At 67.2% G+C, this 17,222-nt stretch carries 21 protein-coding genes; 9 read left to right on the top strand and 12 right to left on the bottom strand.

Translation table 11 applies throughout. The features are described 5' to 3' along the window. From WKF39_RS15430 to WKF39_RS15440, 3 genes are read right to left on the bottom strand one after another with little or no spacing between them, the layout of a single operon-like run. Positions 1-975 carry an IS481 family transposase gene (locus WKF39_RS15430; protein ID WP_340386347.1) on the bottom strand — a complete coding sequence of 325 codons (975 nt, stop codon included), beginning with the start codon at positions 973-975 and terminating at the stop codon, positions 1-3. A 57-nt stretch (positions 976-1,032) separates the two neighbouring features. Further along, on the bottom strand, positions 1,033-1,491 hold the full coding sequence (locus tag WKF39_RS15435) for an NADPH-dependent FMN reductase (protein WP_340390005.1): 459 nt from the start codon (positions 1,489-1,491) through the stop codon (positions 1,033-1,035). Between the two features lie 19 nt (positions 1,492-1,510). Then, positions 1,511-3,022 (bottom strand): OFA family MFS transporter, encoded by a 1,512-nt coding sequence (locus WKF39_RS15440; RefSeq protein ID WP_340390007.1) that lies wholly within the window; start codon positions 3,020-3,022, stop codon positions 1,511-1,513. A 130-nt stretch (positions 3,023-3,152) separates the two neighbouring features. Between WKF39_RS15440 and WKF39_RS15445 the strand changes: the two genes are divergently transcribed. Together WKF39_RS15445 and WKF39_RS15450 are read left to right on the top strand one after the other, a co-directional pair. Continuing rightward, entirely contained in the window at positions 3,153-4,430 is a 1,278-nt protein-coding gene (locus tag WKF39_RS15445) for a CBS domain-containing protein (RefSeq protein ID WP_340390009.1), read from the top strand. Further along, complete coding sequence (locus tag WKF39_RS15450; protein WP_340390011.1) at positions 4,423-4,923, top strand: DUF1003 domain-containing protein; 501 nt, start codon at positions 4,423-4,425, stop codon at positions 4,921-4,923. Before WKF39_RS15445 ends, WKF39_RS15450 begins: the two co-directional genes overlap by 8 nt. Before the next feature lies 1 nt (position 4,924). Here WKF39_RS15450 and WKF39_RS15455 read toward each other — a convergent pair whose 3' ends face one another. After that, positions 4,925-5,485, bottom strand: a complete 561-nt coding sequence (locus WKF39_RS15455; protein ID WP_340390013.1) for a 1-acyl-sn-glycerol-3-phosphate acyltransferase — start codon at positions 5,483-5,485, stop codon at positions 4,925-4,927. A gap of 42 nt (positions 5,486-5,527) precedes the next feature. Next, positions 5,528-7,210, bottom strand: a complete 1,683-nt coding sequence (locus tag WKF39_RS15460) for an ATP-binding cassette domain-containing protein (RefSeq protein WP_340390015.1) — start codon at positions 7,208-7,210, stop codon at positions 5,528-5,530. Between the two features lie 60 nt (positions 7,211-7,270). Between WKF39_RS15460 and WKF39_RS15465 the strand changes: the two genes are divergently transcribed. The 3 genes from WKF39_RS15465 to WKF39_RS15475 are packed head-to-tail and all read left to right on the top strand — an operon-like array spanning position 7,271 to position 9,727. Beyond that, positions 7,271-8,200: a TIGR01777 family oxidoreductase gene (locus tag WKF39_RS15465; RefSeq protein WP_340390017.1), complete on the top strand. Its 930-nt coding sequence runs from the start codon at positions 7,271-7,273 to the stop codon at positions 8,198-8,200. A 60-nt stretch (positions 8,201-8,260) separates the two neighbouring features. Beyond that, the gene (locus WKF39_RS15470; protein ID WP_340390019.1) at positions 8,261-9,400 is read left to right on the top strand and encodes a P-loop NTPase; all 1,140 of its coding nucleotides are present in this window, start codon (positions 8,261-8,263) and stop codon (positions 9,398-9,400) included. A gap of 9 nt (positions 9,401-9,409) precedes the next feature. Then, positions 9,410-9,727, top strand: coding sequence for a sec-independent translocase (locus WKF39_RS15475; RefSeq protein ID WP_340390021.1), 318 nt, complete (start codon positions 9,410-9,412; stop codon positions 9,725-9,727). 13 nt (positions 9,728-9,740) lie between these two features. Here the strand turns inward: WKF39_RS15475 and WKF39_RS15480 are convergent, their stop codons facing one another. Together WKF39_RS15480 and sigE are read right to left on the bottom strand one after the other, a co-directional pair. Then, positions 9,741-10,580, bottom strand: a complete 840-nt coding sequence (locus WKF39_RS15480; RefSeq protein ID WP_340390023.1) for a hypothetical protein — start codon at positions 10,578-10,580, stop codon at positions 9,741-9,743. 5 nt (positions 10,581-10,585) lie between these two features. After that, positions 10,586-11,152: an RNA polymerase sigma factor SigE gene (sigE, locus tag WKF39_RS15485; RefSeq protein WP_340390025.1), complete on the bottom strand. Its 567-nt coding sequence runs from the start codon at positions 11,150-11,152 to the stop codon at positions 10,586-10,588. Positions 11,153-11,263: 111 nt separating this feature from the next. Between sigE and WKF39_RS15490 the strand changes: the two genes are divergently transcribed. Beyond that, the gene (locus WKF39_RS15490) at positions 11,264-11,917 is read left to right on the top strand and encodes an O-methyltransferase (protein ID WP_340390027.1); all 654 of its coding nucleotides are present in this window, start codon (positions 11,264-11,266) and stop codon (positions 11,915-11,917) included. Positions 11,918-12,042: 125 nt separating this feature from the next. Here the strand turns inward: WKF39_RS15490 and WKF39_RS15495 are convergent, their stop codons facing one another. Together WKF39_RS15495 and WKF39_RS15500 are read right to left on the bottom strand one after the other, a co-directional pair. Further along, entirely contained in the window at positions 12,043-12,405 is a 363-nt protein-coding gene (locus WKF39_RS15495; RefSeq protein ID WP_340390029.1) for a hypothetical protein, read from the bottom strand. After that, complete coding sequence (locus WKF39_RS15500; protein ID WP_082530405.1) at positions 12,405-12,566, bottom strand: DUF3117 domain-containing protein; 162 nt, start codon at positions 12,564-12,566, stop codon at positions 12,405-12,407. The genes WKF39_RS15495 and WKF39_RS15500 overlap by 1 nt, the downstream gene beginning before the upstream one ends. A gap of 106 nt (positions 12,567-12,672) precedes the next feature. Here WKF39_RS15500 and WKF39_RS15505 point away from each other — a divergent pair, with 106 nt between their 5' ends. Next, positions 12,673-13,473 (top strand): enoyl-CoA hydratase-related protein, encoded by an 801-nt coding sequence (locus WKF39_RS15505; protein ID WP_340390039.1) that lies wholly within the window; start codon positions 12,673-12,675, stop codon positions 13,471-13,473. 9 nt (positions 13,474-13,482) lie between these two features. Here the strand turns inward: WKF39_RS15505 and WKF39_RS15510 are convergent, their stop codons facing one another. Continuing rightward, on the bottom strand, positions 13,483-14,076 hold the full coding sequence (locus WKF39_RS15510; protein WP_340390041.1) for a hypothetical protein: 594 nt from the start codon (positions 14,074-14,076) through the stop codon (positions 13,483-13,485). Between the two features lie 76 nt (positions 14,077-14,152). Beyond that, positions 14,153-14,632 carry a DNA-3-methyladenine glycosylase I gene (locus WKF39_RS15515; protein ID WP_340390043.1) on the bottom strand — a complete coding sequence of 160 codons (480 nt, stop codon included), beginning with the start codon at positions 14,630-14,632 and terminating at the stop codon, positions 14,153-14,155. Positions 14,633-14,719: 87 nt separating this feature from the next. Between WKF39_RS15515 and folP the strand changes: the two genes are divergently transcribed. Together folP and WKF39_RS15525 are read left to right on the top strand one after the other, a co-directional pair. Then, positions 14,720-15,604 (top strand): dihydropteroate synthase, encoded by an 885-nt coding sequence (gene folP, locus WKF39_RS15520; RefSeq protein WP_340390045.1) that lies wholly within the window; start codon positions 14,720-14,722, stop codon positions 15,602-15,604. Positions 15,605-15,650: 46 nt separating this feature from the next. Further along, a complete protein-coding gene (locus WKF39_RS15525; protein WP_340390047.1) occupies positions 15,651-16,454 on the top strand; it encodes an ion transporter in 804 nt (267 codons plus the stop codon). Here WKF39_RS15525 and WKF39_RS15530 read toward each other — a convergent pair. Then, positions 16,451-17,185 (bottom strand): TIGR00730 family Rossman fold protein, encoded by a 735-nt coding sequence (locus WKF39_RS15530; RefSeq protein WP_340390049.1) that lies wholly within the window; start codon positions 17,183-17,185, stop codon positions 16,451-16,453. The genes WKF39_RS15525 and WKF39_RS15530 overlap by 4 nt on opposite strands. Positions 17,186-17,222: the final 37 nt, after the last annotated feature.

Raw genomic sequence — 17,222 nt, forward strand, 5'->3', positions numbered from 1 at the left:
CTAGGTGTTCTGTCCTGCCAGGTTGGGAACGAGGTCGGCTGGTGATGCGCCTTTGAGTGAGGTGTGTCCTCGGTGGTGATTGTAGGTGTGGAGCCAGGTGGCGAATTCAGCGACGCGTTCTGATTCGGACCGGTAGGGGCGCGCGTATGCCCATTCCTCGATCATGGTGCGGTTGAGGCGCTCGACTTTGCCGTTGGTCTGGGGCCGGTAGGGCCTGGTGCGGACGTGTTTGGCTTCGCCGAGGGTCTGGGTCCAGAGCTTGGACTTGTAACAAGAGCCGTTATCGGTCATCACGGCTCTGACCTCGATCCCGGCGTCGGCGAACCAGGCGCGGGCTCGTTCCCAGAACCCGGCGGCGGTCTCCTTGCGTTCGTTGGTGAGGATCTCGCAGTAGGCCAGCCGGGTCCGGTCATCGACAGCGTTGTGGATGAACGCGTAGCCGCGGCCACGGGTTCCGCTGTTGGCCCGGCCTGCTCGTCGACCCACAAATCGGTGGCCGCCACCGGGAGGGATCAGGCCGAGCTTCTTGATGTCGACGTGAACCAGGTCGCCGGCCTCGGCCATCTCATAGCTGCGACGCTCGCGCCGTGAGGTGCGGAGCCTGACCCCGGTGGCCGGGTCCGTCCAGCGCAGCGGCGGACACCCGTAGCGGGTCAGCACCCGGTGGACCGTAGAGACGTTCAACCCGAGCCGGTAAGCGATCCTCGCCGGTCCCCACCGGCGCGAGACCCGCAGCCCCACGATCCGGCGCTCGGTCCGCCGCGGCAGCTGGTGTGGGCACGACTTCGGACGTGAGGACCGGTCGACCATTCCGGCCTTGCCAAGTGCCCGATAGCGACTGGCCCACCGCCGCGCCGTGGTGACCGAGACATTAAAACGCTCGGCAGCACGTTCCAGCGGCCAATCGTCATCGACGACGACCTTGGCCAGACGAAGCCGACCAGTCTCTGACAAGGGGGCATTAGCGTGGGGCATGAAGACCTCCGGTGAAGGTGAGGACGCGTGGTTGCTCCACACCTCACCCGGAGGTCTTCACTCATGTCCACCCGGCACGCCGTTCCTAACGTCCGTGGACAGAACAACTAGGGCGTCGGTGTACTCCAGCACGGTCCGCAACGAGGCATAGGTGCCGATCGACCGGTTGAGGATCGCCGACGGGTTGATCCAGCCGACCGGCTTCTGAGTCGTCTCAACACCCCCGACGGTCCACTCCAGCAGGTTCTTGAGCGCCCCTGGCATCGCGCCGGCATACTCCGGGGTGCTGATCAGCAGCGCCGACGACTCGTCGATCAGGCGGCGCAGCTCGGTCACCGCGGGCGGCAATGGGTCGTGGTCGAGGTCAGGGTTGAAGTGGGGCAATCCGCCCAGACCCTGATAGGTCACTGCGACAACATCTCTTGGGACGAGCTGGGCGGCGGTCGCGATGACAGCTGAGTTGACCGAACCGGCGCGAACGCTGCCACTGATCATGAGGATGCTGCGAATGGCCATGCGTCCAGCGTAGCCACCGTCAGAACAGGTCAGCGGCCTTGACGACGGTCTCGTAGACGCCGTATGCCAGCGGCATCGCGACCACGATCCAGGCGATGAAGATCAACGGTGTCGATGCGGCAACCGCGACGTCATGCTCCTCCGAGGCGACCTGCGCCTCCGCCGGTGCGGACGACTCCTCCTCGTGGAATCGGGACGCGACCGGCCGGATCAGCAGATTCGCGATGAAGCCGACTGCGAGGATCCCGACCATGGTCAACAGTGCCGGTCGATAGTCGGCGGCATTGAGCTTGCCCGGTTCACCCTGGGCATCGAGGAATCGATTGACGATCAGCGGACCGACCACGCCGGCCGCCGCCCAAGCCGTGAGCAGACGTCCGTGGATCGCGCCGACCTGGAACGTTCCGAACAAGTCGCGCAGGTATGCCGGGACCGTGGCGAACCCGCCGCCATAGAAGCTGAGGATCACGCCCGCGAGCAGGGCGAACAGCGTCGTCGAGGTCGATCCCTTGAACGCCAGCAGCGCATACAGGATGATGCCGACCCCGAGATAGACGACGTAGATGTTCTTGCGGCCCACGACATCTGAGGTCGACGACCAGAGGAACCGGCCGGCCAAGTTGAAGAGTGAGAGCAGACCGACGAATCCGGCAGCAGACGCCGCCGAGACCGAGGACGCTGACCCCTCGCGGAAGAAGTCCTGGATCATCGGCGCCGCCTGCTCCAGGATGCCGATGCCGGCTGTCACGTTGCAGAACAGGACGACCCAGAGGAACCAGAACTGCGGCGTCCTGATCGCGTTGTCGGCCGACACGTTGTCGCTCGTCACGAGCGCCTTGGTCTTGACCTTCGACTCATCGAAGCCCTGGGGCTTCCAACCATCGGCCGGGACCCGGATCAGCCAGGCGCCGAACATCATCAGGACGAGATAGACCAACCCGAGCGTCACGAACAACTTGGCCACCGCCGACCCCGAGGCTATGCCGGTCGCCGTGTCATAGGAGTCGTCATAGATGCCGAGGAGCTTGGAGGACAGGGGGCTGGCGATCATGGCCCCGCCACCGAACCCCATGATCGCCATGCCGGTCGCGAGGCCTGGACGGTCGGGGAACCACTTGATCAGCGTCGAGACCGGCGAGATGTAGCCGATGCCGAGGCCGATGCCACCGATGAAGCCATAGCCCAGGTAGACCAGCCACAGCTGGTCGGTCGCGATGCCGAGCGAACCGATCATGAATCCGCCAGACCAGAACAAGGCGGCGGTGAACATCGCTCTCCGTGGGCCGCCCGAGTCCACCCACGTCCCGAAGACCGCGGCCGAGACTCCCAGCATCACGATCGCGATGGAGAAGATGATGCCGATCGAGGTCAGGCTGGCATCGAAGTGCTTGACGAGCGACGCCTTGTAGACGCTCGTGGCATATACCTGACCGATGCACAGGTGCACGGCGAGCGCCGCTGGCGGGATGAGCCAGCGATTGAAACCCGGCTTGGCGATGGTGTGGTGGCGGTCGAGCAGAGCGAGTGACATGTTCCCCCTGGGAGAATCGTGACCTGCGTCTCACGGTAGATCGGCTCGTGCCAGGTCGCATTTCCTGACCACGGATCAGGCCTGCAAGCCATCGTCGTCCGGGCGGTGGCGCCACCGGTAGAGTTCGAGCGTGAGCGCAACCCCCAGCCGCATCTTCTTGTCCCGCATCGTGGGCCAGGCGGTCTTCGACCCCGCGGGCGACCAGGTGGGCAAGCTGCGCGATGTCGTGGTCGCGGTGCGATCAGACAAGCAACGCCCCCGCGTGTTGGGCATCGTCGTCGAGGTCCTGGGGCGCCGGCGGGTCTTCCTGCCCATCACCCGGGTGACCTCGCTCGACTCCGGCCAGATCATCACGACCGGCGTCCTCAACGTCCGCAAGTTCGTCCAGCGCCGCACCGAGACCCTCGCGATCCACGAGCTGTTCGACCGCACCGTGACCCTGCATGACGGGTCCACCGGCACGGTCTACGACCTCGCGATGGAGCAGGATTCACGCCGCGACTGGCACGTCAGCGATGTCGCGGTCCAGGGCGGCAGCAAGCGTTTTGGCCGTCGCGGCCCTCACCAGGTGCTCGAGTGGGACGAGGTCACGGGTCTCACCACTGAGGAGGCCGGCCAGGGTGCCACGCACCTGCTCGCGACGATGGACGAGATGCGAGCGGCCGACCTCGCCAACGCGCTGCGCGATCTCGCGCCCAAGCGCCGTATGGAGGTCGTGACCGAGCTCGACGACGAGCGTCTGGCCGATGTCCTCGAGGAGCTGCCCGAGAAGGACCAGGTCGAGATCCTCGGTGTGCTCGACCCCGAGCGGGCATCGGACGTACTCACCGAGATGGACCCCGACGACGCCGCCGATCTCCTCGGCGAGCTGCCCCCCGCGACCGCAGAGCAGCTGCTCGCGCTGATGGAGCCCGAGGACGCCGAGGACGTACGCCGCCTGCTGACCTACGAGGAGCGCACGGCCGGCGGCATGATGACGACCGAGCCGGTCGTCCTGCCGCCCGATGCCACGATCGCCGACGCCCTGGCACGGGTGCGCAACCCCGATCTCATCCCCGCGCTCGCGTCGATGGTCTACGTGTGTCGCCCGCCGCTGGAGACTCCGACCGGCAGGTTCCTCGGGATCGTCCACTTCCAGGCCCTCCTCCGCGAGCCGCCCTCGACCCTGGTCAGTGCGATCGTCGACAACGACATCGACTGGCCCAGGCCTGAGGCGTCGCTCCAGCACGTCGCCAACCTGCTGGCCGCCTACAACATGGTGGCACTGCCGGTCGTCGACGAGAACGCACATCTACTCGGGGCGGTGACCATCGACGACGTGCTCGACCACCTGCTCCCGGAGGGCTGGCGAGAGCAGGACACCGAGCCGGACCCAGGGCCGGAGTCGGAGGTGGTCGCCCATGGCTGACCGCGCCCGACTCGACCAGCCACGCGAGGTCCGCCGGTCGTTCCGACGCTCGCGTCGCGACCCCGACCCCGAGCGCTTCGGGCGTTTCGCGGAGTCCACCGCACGCTTCCTGGGCACTGCGACGTTCATCGCCTGGATGACGGTCTTCGTCGCGATCTGGGTGACGTGGAACATTCCCTATGGTCCCGATCGCTACCGCTGGGACGAGTACCCGTTCATCTTCCTCACCCTGATCCTGTCGCTGCAGGCGTCATACGCCGCACCACTCATCCTGCTCGCGCAGAACCGCCAGGAGGCGCGCGACCGCGTGACCCAGGAGCAGGATCGCGACGCCACGGCGCAGGCCAACGCGGACATGGAGTTCTTGGCCCGTGAGGTGGCCAGCCTTCGTCTGGGCCTCGGCGAGGTCGCAACCCGTGACTTCATCCGCGGCGAGCTGCGCGGCCTCGTGGCCGATCTCGACGAGCGCGCCGCCGAGGACGAGCGGGACTGAGCTAGGACTCCTCGCTGAGTCGCGGCTCAGTCGCGTTGGCAGGCTTGATGCCGGGCTTGTCGGCATAGAACGCACGGACAAGATCCATGTCAGCGCGCACATCGCCGGACGGGTGGAACGTCGGACCGAAACCCATCGTCTTGGTCGGCGGGTCGAAGAACGCCAGGGAGATCGGCAGCCCGGTCTCCTTGGACAGTCGATAGAACCCCGACTTCCAGCGGTCGCCCTTGGTGCGGGTGCCCTCGGCGGCGATGATCAGCCTGAACGGCTCGCCTGTCCCGGCCTCACGGACCAGGTCGCCGACCACCGCCCCGGCGTCCTCACGATCGAGCGGGACACCGCCGCAGGTGCGTAGCAAACCGCCGAGCGGCCCGCGGAACAGCTGCTTCTTGACCAGCACGCGCGGGTGCGCGCCCTCGTGCCACATCACCAGCAACATCGTGACGAAGTCCCAGTTGGAGGTGTGCGGCGCACCGACCAGGATCCCGCTCGGTGGCACCTCGCCGACCATCCGATAGCCCATCGCCCGCACGACGGTCCGGGCCAGCCGCTGCCGCATCATGGCGCGATCCTACGGGTCGCCGACCGCTGGCCGGCACAGAGGTCAACGCCCACGAGCGACCCTCGCCTCGTCCCAGACCGGCTCGTCGGACTCATAGACGTTGCCGTCGGCGCCGAACACCAGGAACCGATCGAAGCCCCGGGCGAACCACCGGTCGTGCGTCACCGCCACGACCGTGCCCTCGAACCTCGACAGTGCCTGCTCGAGGGCCTCGGCGGAGTGCAGGTCCAGGTTGTCCGTGGGCTCGTCGAGCAGCAGCAGCGTCGCGTGGGACAGCTCGAGGAGCAGGATCTGGAACCGCGCCTGCTGACCACCCGACAGCTGCTCGAACACCTGGTCCCCGGCCTTGGCGAGCCCATAGCGGTCGAGCGCCTTGGCTGATCCCTCGTGCCCCATCCCCCGCCGGTGCCCGTCGCCGTGGTGCAGGACCTCCAGCAGCGTCCGACCCAGCAGCGACGGGTGCTCGTGGGTCTGGGCGAACCAACCGGGTCGCACCCGCGATCCGAGCCTCGCCATGCCGGTGTGGTCGACAGGAGGCGGGATGACGTCGCCGACGGGTTCGTGCTCGATGTCGGGACGTGAGCCGCCAGCGGCGAGCAGCCGCAGGAAGTGCGACTTGCCGGAGCCGTTGCTGCCCAGCACCGCGACGCGCTCCCCGAACCAGATCTCCAGATCGAACGGCTTCATCAACCCCGTGAGCTCGACCTGCTCGGCGACCACGGCGCGCTTGGCCGTCCGACCTCCTTCGAGCCGCATCCGCAAATTCTGTGCGATCGGCACCGCCTCGGGCGGCCCGGCCAGCTCGAAGCGCTCCAGTCGGGTCACCGCCGCCTGGAGACGCGAGGCCATGTCGGCGTTGTACGCGGCCTTCTGCCGGTACATCAGGACGAGCGCCTTGAGCTTGGCCCGCTCCTCGTCCCAGCGGAGCCGACGCTGCTCGAGCTTGGCATTGCGGTCGATCCGCGCCTGAAGATAGGTCGAGAACCGGCCCGAGTGCATCCACAGTGAGCTGCCGGCCGCACCGGGCTCAAGCGTCGCGATGCGATCCGCGACCCGCTCGATCAGCTCGCGGTCGTGACTCACGAACAGCACGGTCTTGCTCGACTCGACCAGCTGGCCCTCCAGCCAGCGCTTGGCCGGGACGTCGAGGTAGTTGTCGGGCTCGTCGAGCAGCAGGACCTGCTCCGGTCCACGCAGCAGTGCCTCGAGCACGAGCCGCTTCTGCTCCCCACCTGAAAGGGTCGTGACCTGTCGCCACTGCGCCTGTTGGAACGGCACGCCGAGCGCTGCCATCGTGCACACGTCCCACATCGACTCGTGCTCATAGCCACCCGCGTCGCCCCAGTCGACGAGCGCCTGCGCGTACGCCATCTGGTCCCGCTCGTCGTCCCGCTCCATCATCAGCAGCTCGGTGCGGTCTACCTCGGCGGCGGCCGTGCGAACTGTCGGCGGTGCGACAGATATCAGCAGGTCTCGCACGGTCGACTCGTCGCGGACCGAGCCGACGAACTGGCGCATGACGCCGAGACCACCGGACACCGTCACGGCACCCTCTTGGGCAGCAAGATCGCCCGTCGCAATGCGAGTCAGCGTCGTCTTGCCGCTGCCGTTGGGGCCGATCAGCGCGACCTTCTTGCCCTCTCCGACCCGGAGGCTGACCTCGTCGAGCAGGGGCCGCCCGTCGGACAGCGTGAAGCCGATGGAGTTGAGGTCGAGGTGTCCCACTCCCCCATCCTTCCACCTGCATAATTGAACATGTTCAGTTCTACGACTAAGGTGGGGTCCATGATCCACACCGAACTGCGCAGCGCCGTCGTCGCAGGGGCCTCCGGATACATCGGCCAGCACCTCGTGGGCACGCTCCGCGACTCGGGCGTCGAGGTACGCACGATCGGTCGTGGCGCCTCCAGCGATGCCACCTGGACCCACGGTCTCGTCGACGTGCTCCACGGTGCCGACCTGCTCGTCAACTTGGCAGGACGATCGGTGAGCTGCCGCTACGGCAAGCGCAACGCTGACGCGATCTTCTCGTCGCGCACCCAGACGACCGCAGCACTAGGTCACGCTATTGCCGCCAGCACGCGTCCCCCCAAGCTGTGGGTCAACGCGAGCACCGGCACGATCTATCGCGACTCGCGCGACCGTCCGATGGACGAGGTCACAGGCGAGCTCGGTACCGGCTTCTCGGTGGCGGTTGCCCGGGCGTGGGAGCACGAGCTGTTCACGTCACCCGCGCCCGTGCGAAAGGTCGCGCTCCGCATGTCAATCGTCCTCGGGCCCGGTGGTGGCGCCCTCAACCCGTTCATCAATCTCGCTCGGCTCGGCTTCGGCGGCCCCATGGGTGACGGCGGCCAGCGGTTCAGCTGGGCGCACGTCGACGACGTGGTCGCCGCGATCACGTACGCCTATGACCATCCGGAGCTGGGCGGTCCTGTCAACGTCGCGGCTCCTGAGGTCCTGACCAACGCCGAGACGATGCGCCACGTCCGGACCATCCTCGGCCGAAGTCGCGGCCTCCCCCTTCCGACATGGACGTTGGAGGCGGGCGCCCGAATCATCCGCACCGAGGCCGAGCTGGTGCTGAAGAGCCGGTGGGTCGAGTCGCGGGCCCTGACCGAGTCGGGCTTCTGCTTCACCTACCCGAAGCTCGCTGCCGCTCTCCATCAGATCGCCGACCACACGCCCCACGGACTGCTGCCTGTCGCGCTGGGCTGAGATCGCCCTATTAGGTCACACTCATGATCCGGGCCGGGTCCTCCCCCGTACGATGGGCGTATGTCAGTGGTCACCGAAGAACAAGTCCGTGAAGCCCTCAGCAAGGTCAATGACCCTGAGATCAAGCGGCCCATCACCGATCTCGGGATGGTCGACGGCATCACGATCGAACAGTCGCAGATCACCGTGCGCCTGCTGCTCACGGTGTCCGGGTGCCCGCTCAAGGACACGCTGAACCGCGACATCACCGCCGCGGTCGCCTCGGTCGCACCGGCCCATGCGGTCGTCGTCGACATGGGCGTCATGACCGACGAGCAGCGCAAGAGCATGCAGGAGATGCTCCGCGGCGGCCGCGCCGAGAAGGAGATCCCCTTCGCCCAGGCCGGCTCGCTGACCAAGGTCTTCGCGATCGCTTCCGGCAAGGGTGGAGTGGGCAAGTCGACCGTGACGGTCAATCTTGCTCTGGCGATGGCCAAGCGCGGTCTCAAGGTCGGCATCATCGACGCCGACATCTACGGACACTCGATCCCTGACATGCTCGGCGTCGGAGACCTCCGCCCGACCCAGGTCGAGGACATGATCATGCCGGTGCCGGTCAAGGGCATGAAGGTCATCAGCATCGGGATGCTCAAGCCCCGCAAGGACCAGGTCGTCGCGTGGCGCGGACCCATGCTTGACCGGGCACTCGTCCAGATGCTGAGCGATGTCTACTGGGGCGACCTTGACGCGCTCCTGCTGGATCTGCCGCCGGGCACGGGCGACGTCGCGATCAGCCTCGGCCAGCACCTGCCCAACGCCGAGGTCGTCGTCGTCACGACCCCCCAGCCCGCAGCGGCAGACGTCGCCGAGCGTGCCGGCACGATGGCCTCGATGATGCACCAACGCGTCGTGGGAGTCCTCGAAAACATGTCCTACCTCCAGGTCCCGGGCGGCGAGCGCATGGAGATCTTCGGGTCAGGCGGAGCCGCCAGGGTCGCCGAGACACTCAGCGCCCGCTTCGGCTACGACGTGCCGATGCTCGGCCAGATCCCCCTCGACCAGAGCCTCCGCGAGGGTGGCGACCACGGTGACCCGATCGTCGAGACCGATCCCGACTCCGAGGCAGCCAAGATCCTGCAGGGCGTCGCCGACCAGCTGAGCGGACGCTCGCGGGGCCTGGCCGGCATGCAGCTCGGCCTCGCGCCCGCCGGAAGGCTGTAGGAGCACCGCATGCTCGGGATGGGCGTGGCTGAGATCGGCGTGATCCTGGTCTTCGCGCTGCTCGTCTTCGGCCCGGACAAGCTCCCGGGGATCGCCAAGCAGGCCGGCGGCTTCGTGCGTACGCTCCGCCAGATGGCCGACAACGCCAAGAACGACTTGGGTCGCGAGATGGGGCAGGACTTCTCGGACCTCAACCTCAAGGACCTCGATCCGCGCGAGATCGTCCGGCGCAACTTCCTCGACGAGGACACGACGCCGGCGGCCACCAAGGAAGCCCGCATCCTTCGGCCCGGGGAGACGCCGCCCTTCGACCCCGAGTCGACCTAGGCGATCAGCCGGCTCAGGCCGCGTCGACCCAGGCGGTCATGCGGTCGAGGCCGTCCCGGACACGATCGGTCGGTCCGTCGGAGTAGGAGCCCCGGGGAAGATCGGCGACCGCCTGCTCGACCCGCTCGCGATCGGCGTCCGTCACGATCGTGTAGACGACCCCGTCGTCATCCCAGGTCACCAGCATCGGCTCGCCCTGCCGTACCCAGACCTGCGACCTCCCCAGCACGGCCGGCTCGAAGTCCCGGATGCTGTCACGGTCCAGCGAGCCGGTCTGCTCGAACAAGTTGAGCTTGGTGCTGCCGTTGGAATAGCTCAGGGCGACGACCCGGTCATCGGTCAGCGACCCCGAGACACGTCGCAAGTCGCCCGCGAGCGTCTCGTGGCACGGCCAGCCCGAGCCGTCGAGCTCGTTCAGCTCGGACTCGCCGATGATGTTGCCTGCCGGGACGGCTGTCGCGCCGAAGAAGTTGGCAGCGTAGCTGTCGAACGGCGGCGCGATCTCATCACCGAGGCGCTCGTCGGAGCCGCCCACGGCATAGGCGGCGATGACGACAGCGGCCGATGCGCTGGCCAGCACGACGCCGGCACGAAATGGCACCGAACGACGCATGCGGGCCCACCAGCTCTCCCGAAGAGGTGGTGCGGTGGCCAGCCCGGAGAGCGACGCCAGCAGGGCTGGCGGAGGTTCGGGCGTCGCCACAGTCGACATACGTGACTTGAGCAGACGCTGCTGGCGTACGGCCTTGGCGCAGCCGTCGCAGGACTGCAGGTGCGTCATCGCCTCGCGGATCGCGGGCTCGGACAGCTGCCCGTCCACGAATGCGGCGACGTCGGCACCCAGATGAGCCATCTGACCTAGGCCCCGACCGGGCCGACGAAGCGGGTCCGACCCTGGCGGGGAGCCCGGTGAGCCAGCGTCTCGCGGAGCTGGGTCCGGCCACGGTGGATGCGGGAACGAACCGTGCCGAGCTTGATCCCCAGGACGTCCGAGATCTCTTCGTAGGAGAGGCCCTCGATGTCGCACAGCACGACGGCCACCCGGAACTCATCGGAGAGCGCCGACAGGGCCAGCTCGATGTCAGGGTCGAAGTTGGCGTCGTGCACGGCCGACTCGGGCAGGATCTCCGAGCTGAGGAGCTTCTCCTCGGCACCTTCGTAGAAGCCATCCATCCGCAGGCGGGACTTGCGGCGGACACGGTCCAGGAAGAGGTTCGTCGTGATGCGGTGCAGCCACCCCGGGAAGTTGCCGGGTTCGTAGGTGTCGAGCGAGCGGAAGACCCGGATGAACACGTCCTGGGTCAGATCCTCGGCGTCTTGCCGATTGCCGGTCAGACGGTAGGCAAGCCGGTAGACCCGCGCGGAATGCTCCGCGACGATGTCGTCCCAGTTGAGCGTTGCCGTGTCCACGTCGTCTGCCTTCATGACTAGATCGTTGTACCCCTACCTGAGAGAACGCCCTGAATCACCTGACTGTTCCCCAGATTCCTCCGCGGAGCCTCCCGGGTCAACGGCCCGGTCGCCGATAGTCTGGCCTTGACCACCCCGATCGAGGAGCCAACCATCACCACCGCAGCCAGCCTGGCGTACGCCGAGGACTTCCAGGGCGAGGACGACCATCTCGCCGCGGCAAGAGGTCGCGCAGACCAGGTCGGCGTCGTCCCGGTGGGTCCGGGTGCAGGCGCCGCACTGTCGTTCCTCGCCTCGGCCGTGCAGGCCAAGTCGGTCGCCGAGATCGGCACGGGCACGGGGATCTCCGGTCTGTGGCTCCTGCGCGGCATGCAGCCAGACGGTGTGTTGACATCCGTGGATCTCGAGGCCGAGCACCAGCGGCTTGCCCGCGAGACATTCGTCGAGGCCGGTTTCGCGCCGCAGCGCTTCCGACTGATCGCCGGCTCCGGGCTCGACGTCATGCCACGGCTGACCGACGCGGGCTACGACGTCGTGTTCCTCGACGGCGACAAGGTCGAGTACGGCGAATATCTCGACCAGTCGATGCGCCTCGTACGTCCCGGCGGGATCATCGTGTTCGACAACGCGCTCTGGCACGACCGGGTCGCGGATCCTGCGCAGCGGGATCCCGAGACGACCGCGATCCGCGAGGTCGTGCAGCGGGTCAAGAACGACGAGCGGCTGCGCAGCGTGCTGCTGCCGGTCGGCGATGGCCTGTTGGTCGCGCAGCTCTACTGATCACCCGACCCCCATCGCGCTGACGGGTCACTTTTTGTGTGGTGACGGGTCAATTGTTTCACCCCGCAGTGCTCACCAGACGGCAGATAGTGACCCGTCACCAGTCAAAAAGTGACCCGTCAGCGTCAGTCGTCGTCGCGCTTGTCGTGCTCGAACGACGCTGACGAGCGGAAGCCTGCCTTGCCCCGCACGACGGCGATGATCTCGCACGCCTCGATCGAGATCGGTGCGCTGCCGATGATCTTGGACCCGGCCGACTTGGCGGCGCTCTTTTCAAAGTCGTGCTGGAATGCCGAACGCGCCTCATCGGACACGAACACATAGCTGCCCTCGAACCACTCACCTTTGCGGGCGCGCCAAGACTTGAAGCGCAGGCCATCGAGTCCCGCGAACTTCGCGAAGGATTCGTCCTCGACGTAGCTGCGGAGTGCCTTGAGCGTGCCCTTGGGGGCGTCGGTCAGGGACCAACGAACCGTCAAGCCGTACATCAGACGGCTTTGAGCTGGTCGCCCAACGTGGCCGCTTCCTCATTGTTGAGCTCGACGACCAGACGTCCGCCGCCCTCGAGCGGGACGCGCATGACGATGCAGCGTCCTTCTTTGGTGACCTCCATCGGGCCGTCTCCGGTCCTTGGCTTCATGGCGGCCATCAGTTCCCCTCTCGCTGTGGAGCTCCCGCCGCTACGGCGAGAAGCATGTCTCCTATTATCGCCTATGGCCCGAGCAGGTTCGACCGCAGTCCCACAGGAGGCACACATGAGCGATCCCAGCGCACCCCCGGTCACGTACGAGGTGGCCGACGGAGTGGGCACAGTGACCTTCGCCCGGCCCGACGGGATGAACAGTCTGACCCTCGCGACGAAGGTCGCACTTCGCGACGCGCTCCACGCGGCGGCGGCAGACAGCGAGGTGCGCTGCGTCGTGCTGACCGGCACCGGCCGTGCCTTTTGTGTCGGCCAGGACCTCAAGGAGCATGTCGCCGAGCTGACCGGTGAGCAGACGTCTCTCGGAGACACCGTCGTCGAGCACTACAACCCCACCGTCACCGCGATCGCGACGATGCCCAAGCCCGTCATCGCAGCGGTCAACGGCGTAGCGGCGGGCGCGGGCGCGTCGCTCGCCTTCGCCTCGGACTTCCGGATCGTACGTCGATCGGCCGGGTTCAACCTCGCATTTGCCGGCATCGCGCTTTCCTGCGACACCGGCGCCTCGTGGACGCTCCCGCGGCTCGTCGGGCACGGGAAGGCCACCGAGCTGCTGATGCAGCCCCGGACGATCCCGGCCGACGAGGCCTACGCTCTCGGGCTTGCCACCCAGGTCGTCGACGACGAGGACTTCGAGACCGTGGTCGCTGCACTGGCCCGCTCGCTCGCGGACGGACCGACGCTCGCGCTTGCATCGATCAAGCGTGCGCTGGCCTTCTCGGCGACCAACGACCTGCCGTCGGCCCTTGAGCACGAGGCTCAGAAGATGGCGCTGACCGGGGCGTCGGCCGATCACCTGGTCGCCGTGCAGGCATTCCTCGCCAAGGAGAAGCCGACCTTCACCGGCCGCTGACCTGGACGGTCAGGCGGTGCGGTCGTGCTGGCGGTGCGACTCTTCGGAGGCAGCTTGCTCCCAGGCGAGGATCTGGGAGCGAGCATGCAGCTCTGCGCTCTCGCTCGAGGCCAGCGCGTCATGGGCATGTCGCAGATCGACCCTCGCCGACTCGAGATCGGACTGGGCGGATTCGACATCAGCCTGCAGGGCAGCGCCGCGTGCGCGCTCCTCGGACACCCGCTCGCGCGCTCGGGCCAGATCGATCTCGGCGGTCACCAACGAGTCGCGGAGCGTCGCCAGCTGGGCGTCACGCAGACGCACACGCGAACCCATCTGGTCGGCGAACTCGATGTGCTCGCGGGACCGGGCGACGGCGACCCGGCTGTTGTGATCGATGATGCGGACGCGCTCGAGGGCCCACTCACGACGTTTGAGGGTGAGCTCGCCGGACAGCAACCTGGCGGAGATCACGCCGCTGACGACGGCGTATGCCGTCGCCACGATCAGGATCGGCACAGTCGAGACGACGATGCCCGCTCCTGCCACCAGGACAGCTGACAGGAGCAGTCCGGTGGCGCCGAGCGTCCTGCGGGAGCGGGGAATTCTCCGCGATGAGGCCATGCTCGGATCCTAGGTTGCCGATCGCCCGAACTGCGGAAGCCACGCCCGTGCGGGTGGGGCCGGCGTGACGCGTGGGTCAGGGATTGCGTGCCACGCAGTCGGCGAGGTGGTCGTTGACCATGCCGGTGGCCTGCATCAAGGCATAGGCCGTCGTCGGCCCGAAGAACCGAAATCCCCTCTGCTTCAGGCCCTTGGCCATGGCGATCGACTCCGGTGTGGTGGCGGGCACCTCGGAGTAGGACGTCGGCGCCGGGCTGGGCGGAGGCGCGAACGACCACAGCAGGTCGCTGAACGACTCGTCCAGCTCAAGGAGCGTGCGCGCGTTGCTGATCGTCGCCTCGATCTTGAGGCGGTTGCGGACGATGCCGGCATCGCCCAACAATCGGGCGACCTCGACCTCGCCGAACTCCGCCACGACTGCGGGATCGAAGTCGGCGAATGCCTCCCGGAAATGCTCCCGCTTGCGCAAGATGATGGCCCAGGACAGACCGGACTGGAACGCCTCGAGGGACATCCGCTCGAACAGCTCGCGGTCGCCGCGCAGCTCGCGACCCACTCGGTGTCGTGGTAGTCGATCATGGCCGGGTCGTCGCCCCACGGGCACCGCACGATGCCGCTGCGTTCAGTCGTTACGCTCACGGGTGTGACTCTGCCAGCCGCCCCGGACATCCTGCGTCTGGGCACGCGTACGTTCGAGCCGCACGACCTCGTGTTGATGGCGATCATCAACCGCACCCCCGACTCGTTCTACGACAACGGATCGACCTACGACCTCGAGCCCGCGCTCGTACGCCTCGCCGAGGCGGTGCACGACGGCGCGGACATCGTCGATGTCGGCGGGGTACGGGCCGGCCACGGGCCCGACGTCGGCGTCGAGGAGGAGCTGCGCCGCACGGCCGATTTCGTGGTCGAGGCGCGATCTCGATTCCCCGACCTCGTCATCAGCGTCGACACGTGGCGCAGCGAAGTGGCCGATGAGCTGTGCCGGCTCGGGGCCGACCTGGTCAACGACACCTGGTCCGGCCACGACCCCGAGCTCGCCGCGGTGGCCGCGCAGCACGGTGCCGGGCTGGTGTGCAGTCACACCGGTGGCATCGGGCCCCGCACCGACCCCCACCGCGCGGCATACGACGATGTCGTCGCCGATGTCGTGGCGACGGTGACGTCGCTGGCCGATCGCGCGGTCTCGGCGGGCGTTCGCCGCGACGGCATCTTGATCGATCCCACACATGACTTCGGCAAGAACACCCGCCAAAGCCTCGAGCTGACTCGCCGGCTCGACGAGCTGGTCGCAACCGGATGGCCCGTGCTCGTTGCCCTGTCCAACAAGGATTTCGTGGGCGAAACACTTGACCTCGACAAGGATCACCGGCTGCCCGGCACTCTCGCGGCGACAGCGGTCTCGGCCTGGCAGGGGGCGCGGGTCTTCCGCGCCCACAACGTTGCCGAGACCCGCCAGACGCTCGACATGGTGGCATCCATGCTGGGCACCAGGCCGCCTGCGGTCGCGAGACGCGGCCTCGCCTGATGCCCCGCTCGTTACCATGACGGTCCCGCTCCAGAGAGGCCCCTTCATGCCGCACAATCGGGCCCGCGTACGCGCCTACGTCGACTCGAGCCCGTTCCAGTGGTTCATCATCGGCGTGATCCTCGTCAACGCCGTGGTCCTCGGGCTGGAGACCTCACCCCGCCTCATGGAGGCGTCACATGGTTGGCTCACGGCGCTCGGCTGGATCACCGTCGGCATCTTCGTGGTCGAGCTCGGCCTCCGGATCTATGCGCACGGACGCGACTTCTTCAGGGACGGCTGGAGCCTGTTCGACCTGTTCGTCGTCGTGATCGCCCTGATCCCGGCCTCGAGCGGGTTCGGCGTCCTGCGGGTGCTCAGGGTGCTCCGCGTCCTGCGCCTGCTCTCGGCCGTACGCTCGATGCGTCGAGTGGTGGCAGCGCTCGTCGCGACGATCCCCGGCATGGCTTCGATCGGCGCACTTCTGGTGATGCTGGTCTACATCTCGGGCGTGATGTCGACCCAGGTCTTCGGCGATACCGATCCCGAGCACTTCGGGAACCTGCCGAACTCCCTGCTGTCGCTCTTCCAGATCATGACGGGTGACGACTGGGCCGCGGTCACACGTCCGGTCACCGACGAGCATCCCTGGGCGTGGGCGTTCTTCATCATCTACATCCTCGCCTCGACCTACATCGTGCTCAACCTGTTCATCGCGGTCGCCGTCGAGGCACTGGAGAAGCAGTCGGATGACGACGCCCGCGAGATCGTCGAAGAGATCGAAGAGGGCGACACCGAGATCCTGAACGCGCTCAGCGAGCTCAAGGACGAGGTCGCCTCGCTGCGCGCCGAGTTGTCGCAGCGTCCCTAGCTGTCCTTGGCCACGAACCAGGCGACGGCCTCGTCGATGTCGTCGGTGAGGCGGAGCATGTCGATGTCCTTCTCGCCGATCTTGCCGTCAGGCAGCATCGTGCTGCGGAGCCAGTCGATCAGACCGCCCCAGTAGGCAGTGCCGAACAGCACGATCGGGAACGAGGTGATCTTCTGCGTCTGTGCCAACGTCAGCGCCTCGAACAACTCGTCCATCGTGCCGAAGCCGCCCGGCAGGACGACATAGCCCTGGGCGTACTTGACGAACATGGTCTTGCGGACGAAGAAGTAGCGGAAGTTGATCCCCAGATCGACCCACTCGTTCATGCCCTGCTCGTGTGGCAGCTCGATGCCGAGGCCCACCGAGACGCCGCCGCACTCACTCGCTCCGCGGTTGGCCGCCTCCATCGCGCCGGGGCCGCCGCCGGTGATGACGGCGTAGCCCTCGTGACACAGCTTTGCGGCGATCTGGCGCGCCGCGTCGTACATCGGGTCGTCGGGCTTGGTGCGCGCCGATCCGAAGATGCTGACCGCGGGACCCAACTCGGCGAGTGCACCGAAGCCCTCGATGAACTCAGCCTGGATGCGCAACACCCGCCATGGATCGGTATGGACCCAGTCGGCCGGACCGCGCGAGTCGAGCAGGCGCTGGTCGGTCGTGCTGTCAGGCCGCTGACCGCGCTTGAGGCGGACCGGCCCCTTCTGGTGAGAGTCGGGCCTGGAATCGGTCATGTGGTCTCCCCCGTGAGAAGCAAAGAATACGGAGAAG

Source organism: Aeromicrobium sp. (genome assembly GCF_037719875.1).
GTDB lineage: Bacteria > Actinomycetota > Actinomycetes > Propionibacteriales > Nocardioidaceae > Aeromicrobium.

Bases quoted from the DNA above. Each gene is read 5' to 3' on its own strand.
- WKF39_RS15430 (WP_340386347.1), bottom strand. From the start codon at position 975: ATGCCCCACGCTAATGCCCCCTTGTCAGAGACTGGTCGGCTTCGTCTG.
- WKF39_RS15435 (WP_340390005.1), bottom strand. From the start codon at position 1,491: ATGGCCATTCGCAGCATCCTCATGATCAGTGGCAGCGTTCGCGCCGGT.
- WKF39_RS15440 (WP_340390007.1), bottom strand. From the start codon at position 3,022: ATGTCACTCGCTCTGCTCGACCGCCACCACACCATCGCCAAGCCGGGT.
- WKF39_RS15450 (WP_340390011.1), top strand. From the start codon at position 4,423: ATGGCTGACCGCGCCCGACTCGACCAGCCACGCGAGGTCCGCCGGTCG.
- WKF39_RS15455 (WP_340390013.1), bottom strand. From the start codon at position 5,485: ATGATGCGGCAGCGGCTGGCCCGGACCGTCGTGCGGGCGATGGGCTAT.
- WKF39_RS15465 (WP_340390017.1), top strand. From the start codon at position 7,271: ATGATCCACACCGAACTGCGCAGCGCCGTCGTCGCAGGGGCCTCCGGA.
- WKF39_RS15470 (WP_340390019.1), top strand. From the start codon at position 8,261: ATGTCAGTGGTCACCGAAGAACAAGTCCGTGAAGCCCTCAGCAAGGTC.
- WKF39_RS15475 (WP_340390021.1), top strand. From the start codon at position 9,410: ATGCTCGGGATGGGCGTGGCTGAGATCGGCGTGATCCTGGTCTTCGCG.
- WKF39_RS15480 (WP_340390023.1), bottom strand. From the start codon at position 10,580: ATGGCTCATCTGGGTGCCGACGTCGCCGCATTCGTGGACGGGCAGCTG.
- sigE (WP_340390025.1), bottom strand. From the start codon at position 11,152: ATGAAGGCAGACGACGTGGACACGGCAACGCTCAACTGGGACGACATC.
- WKF39_RS15495 (WP_340390029.1), bottom strand. From the start codon at position 12,405: ATGTACGGCTTGACGGTTCGTTGGTCCCTGACCGACGCCCCCAAGGGC.
- WKF39_RS15500 (WP_082530405.1), bottom strand. From the start codon at position 12,566: ATGGCCGCCATGAAGCCAAGGACCGGAGACGGCCCGATGGAGGTCACC.
- WKF39_RS15505 (WP_340390039.1), top strand. From the start codon at position 12,673: ATGAGCGATCCCAGCGCACCCCCGGTCACGTACGAGGTGGCCGACGGA.
- WKF39_RS15510 (WP_340390041.1), bottom strand. From the start codon at position 14,076: ATGGCCTCATCGCGGAGAATTCCCCGCTCCCGCAGGACGCTCGGCGCC.
- WKF39_RS15525 (WP_340390047.1), top strand. From the start codon at position 15,651: ATGCCGCACAATCGGGCCCGCGTACGCGCCTACGTCGACTCGAGCCCG.
- WKF39_RS15530 (WP_340390049.1), bottom strand. From the start codon at position 17,185: ATGACCGATTCCAGGCCCGACTCTCACCAGAAGGGGCCGGTCCGCCTC.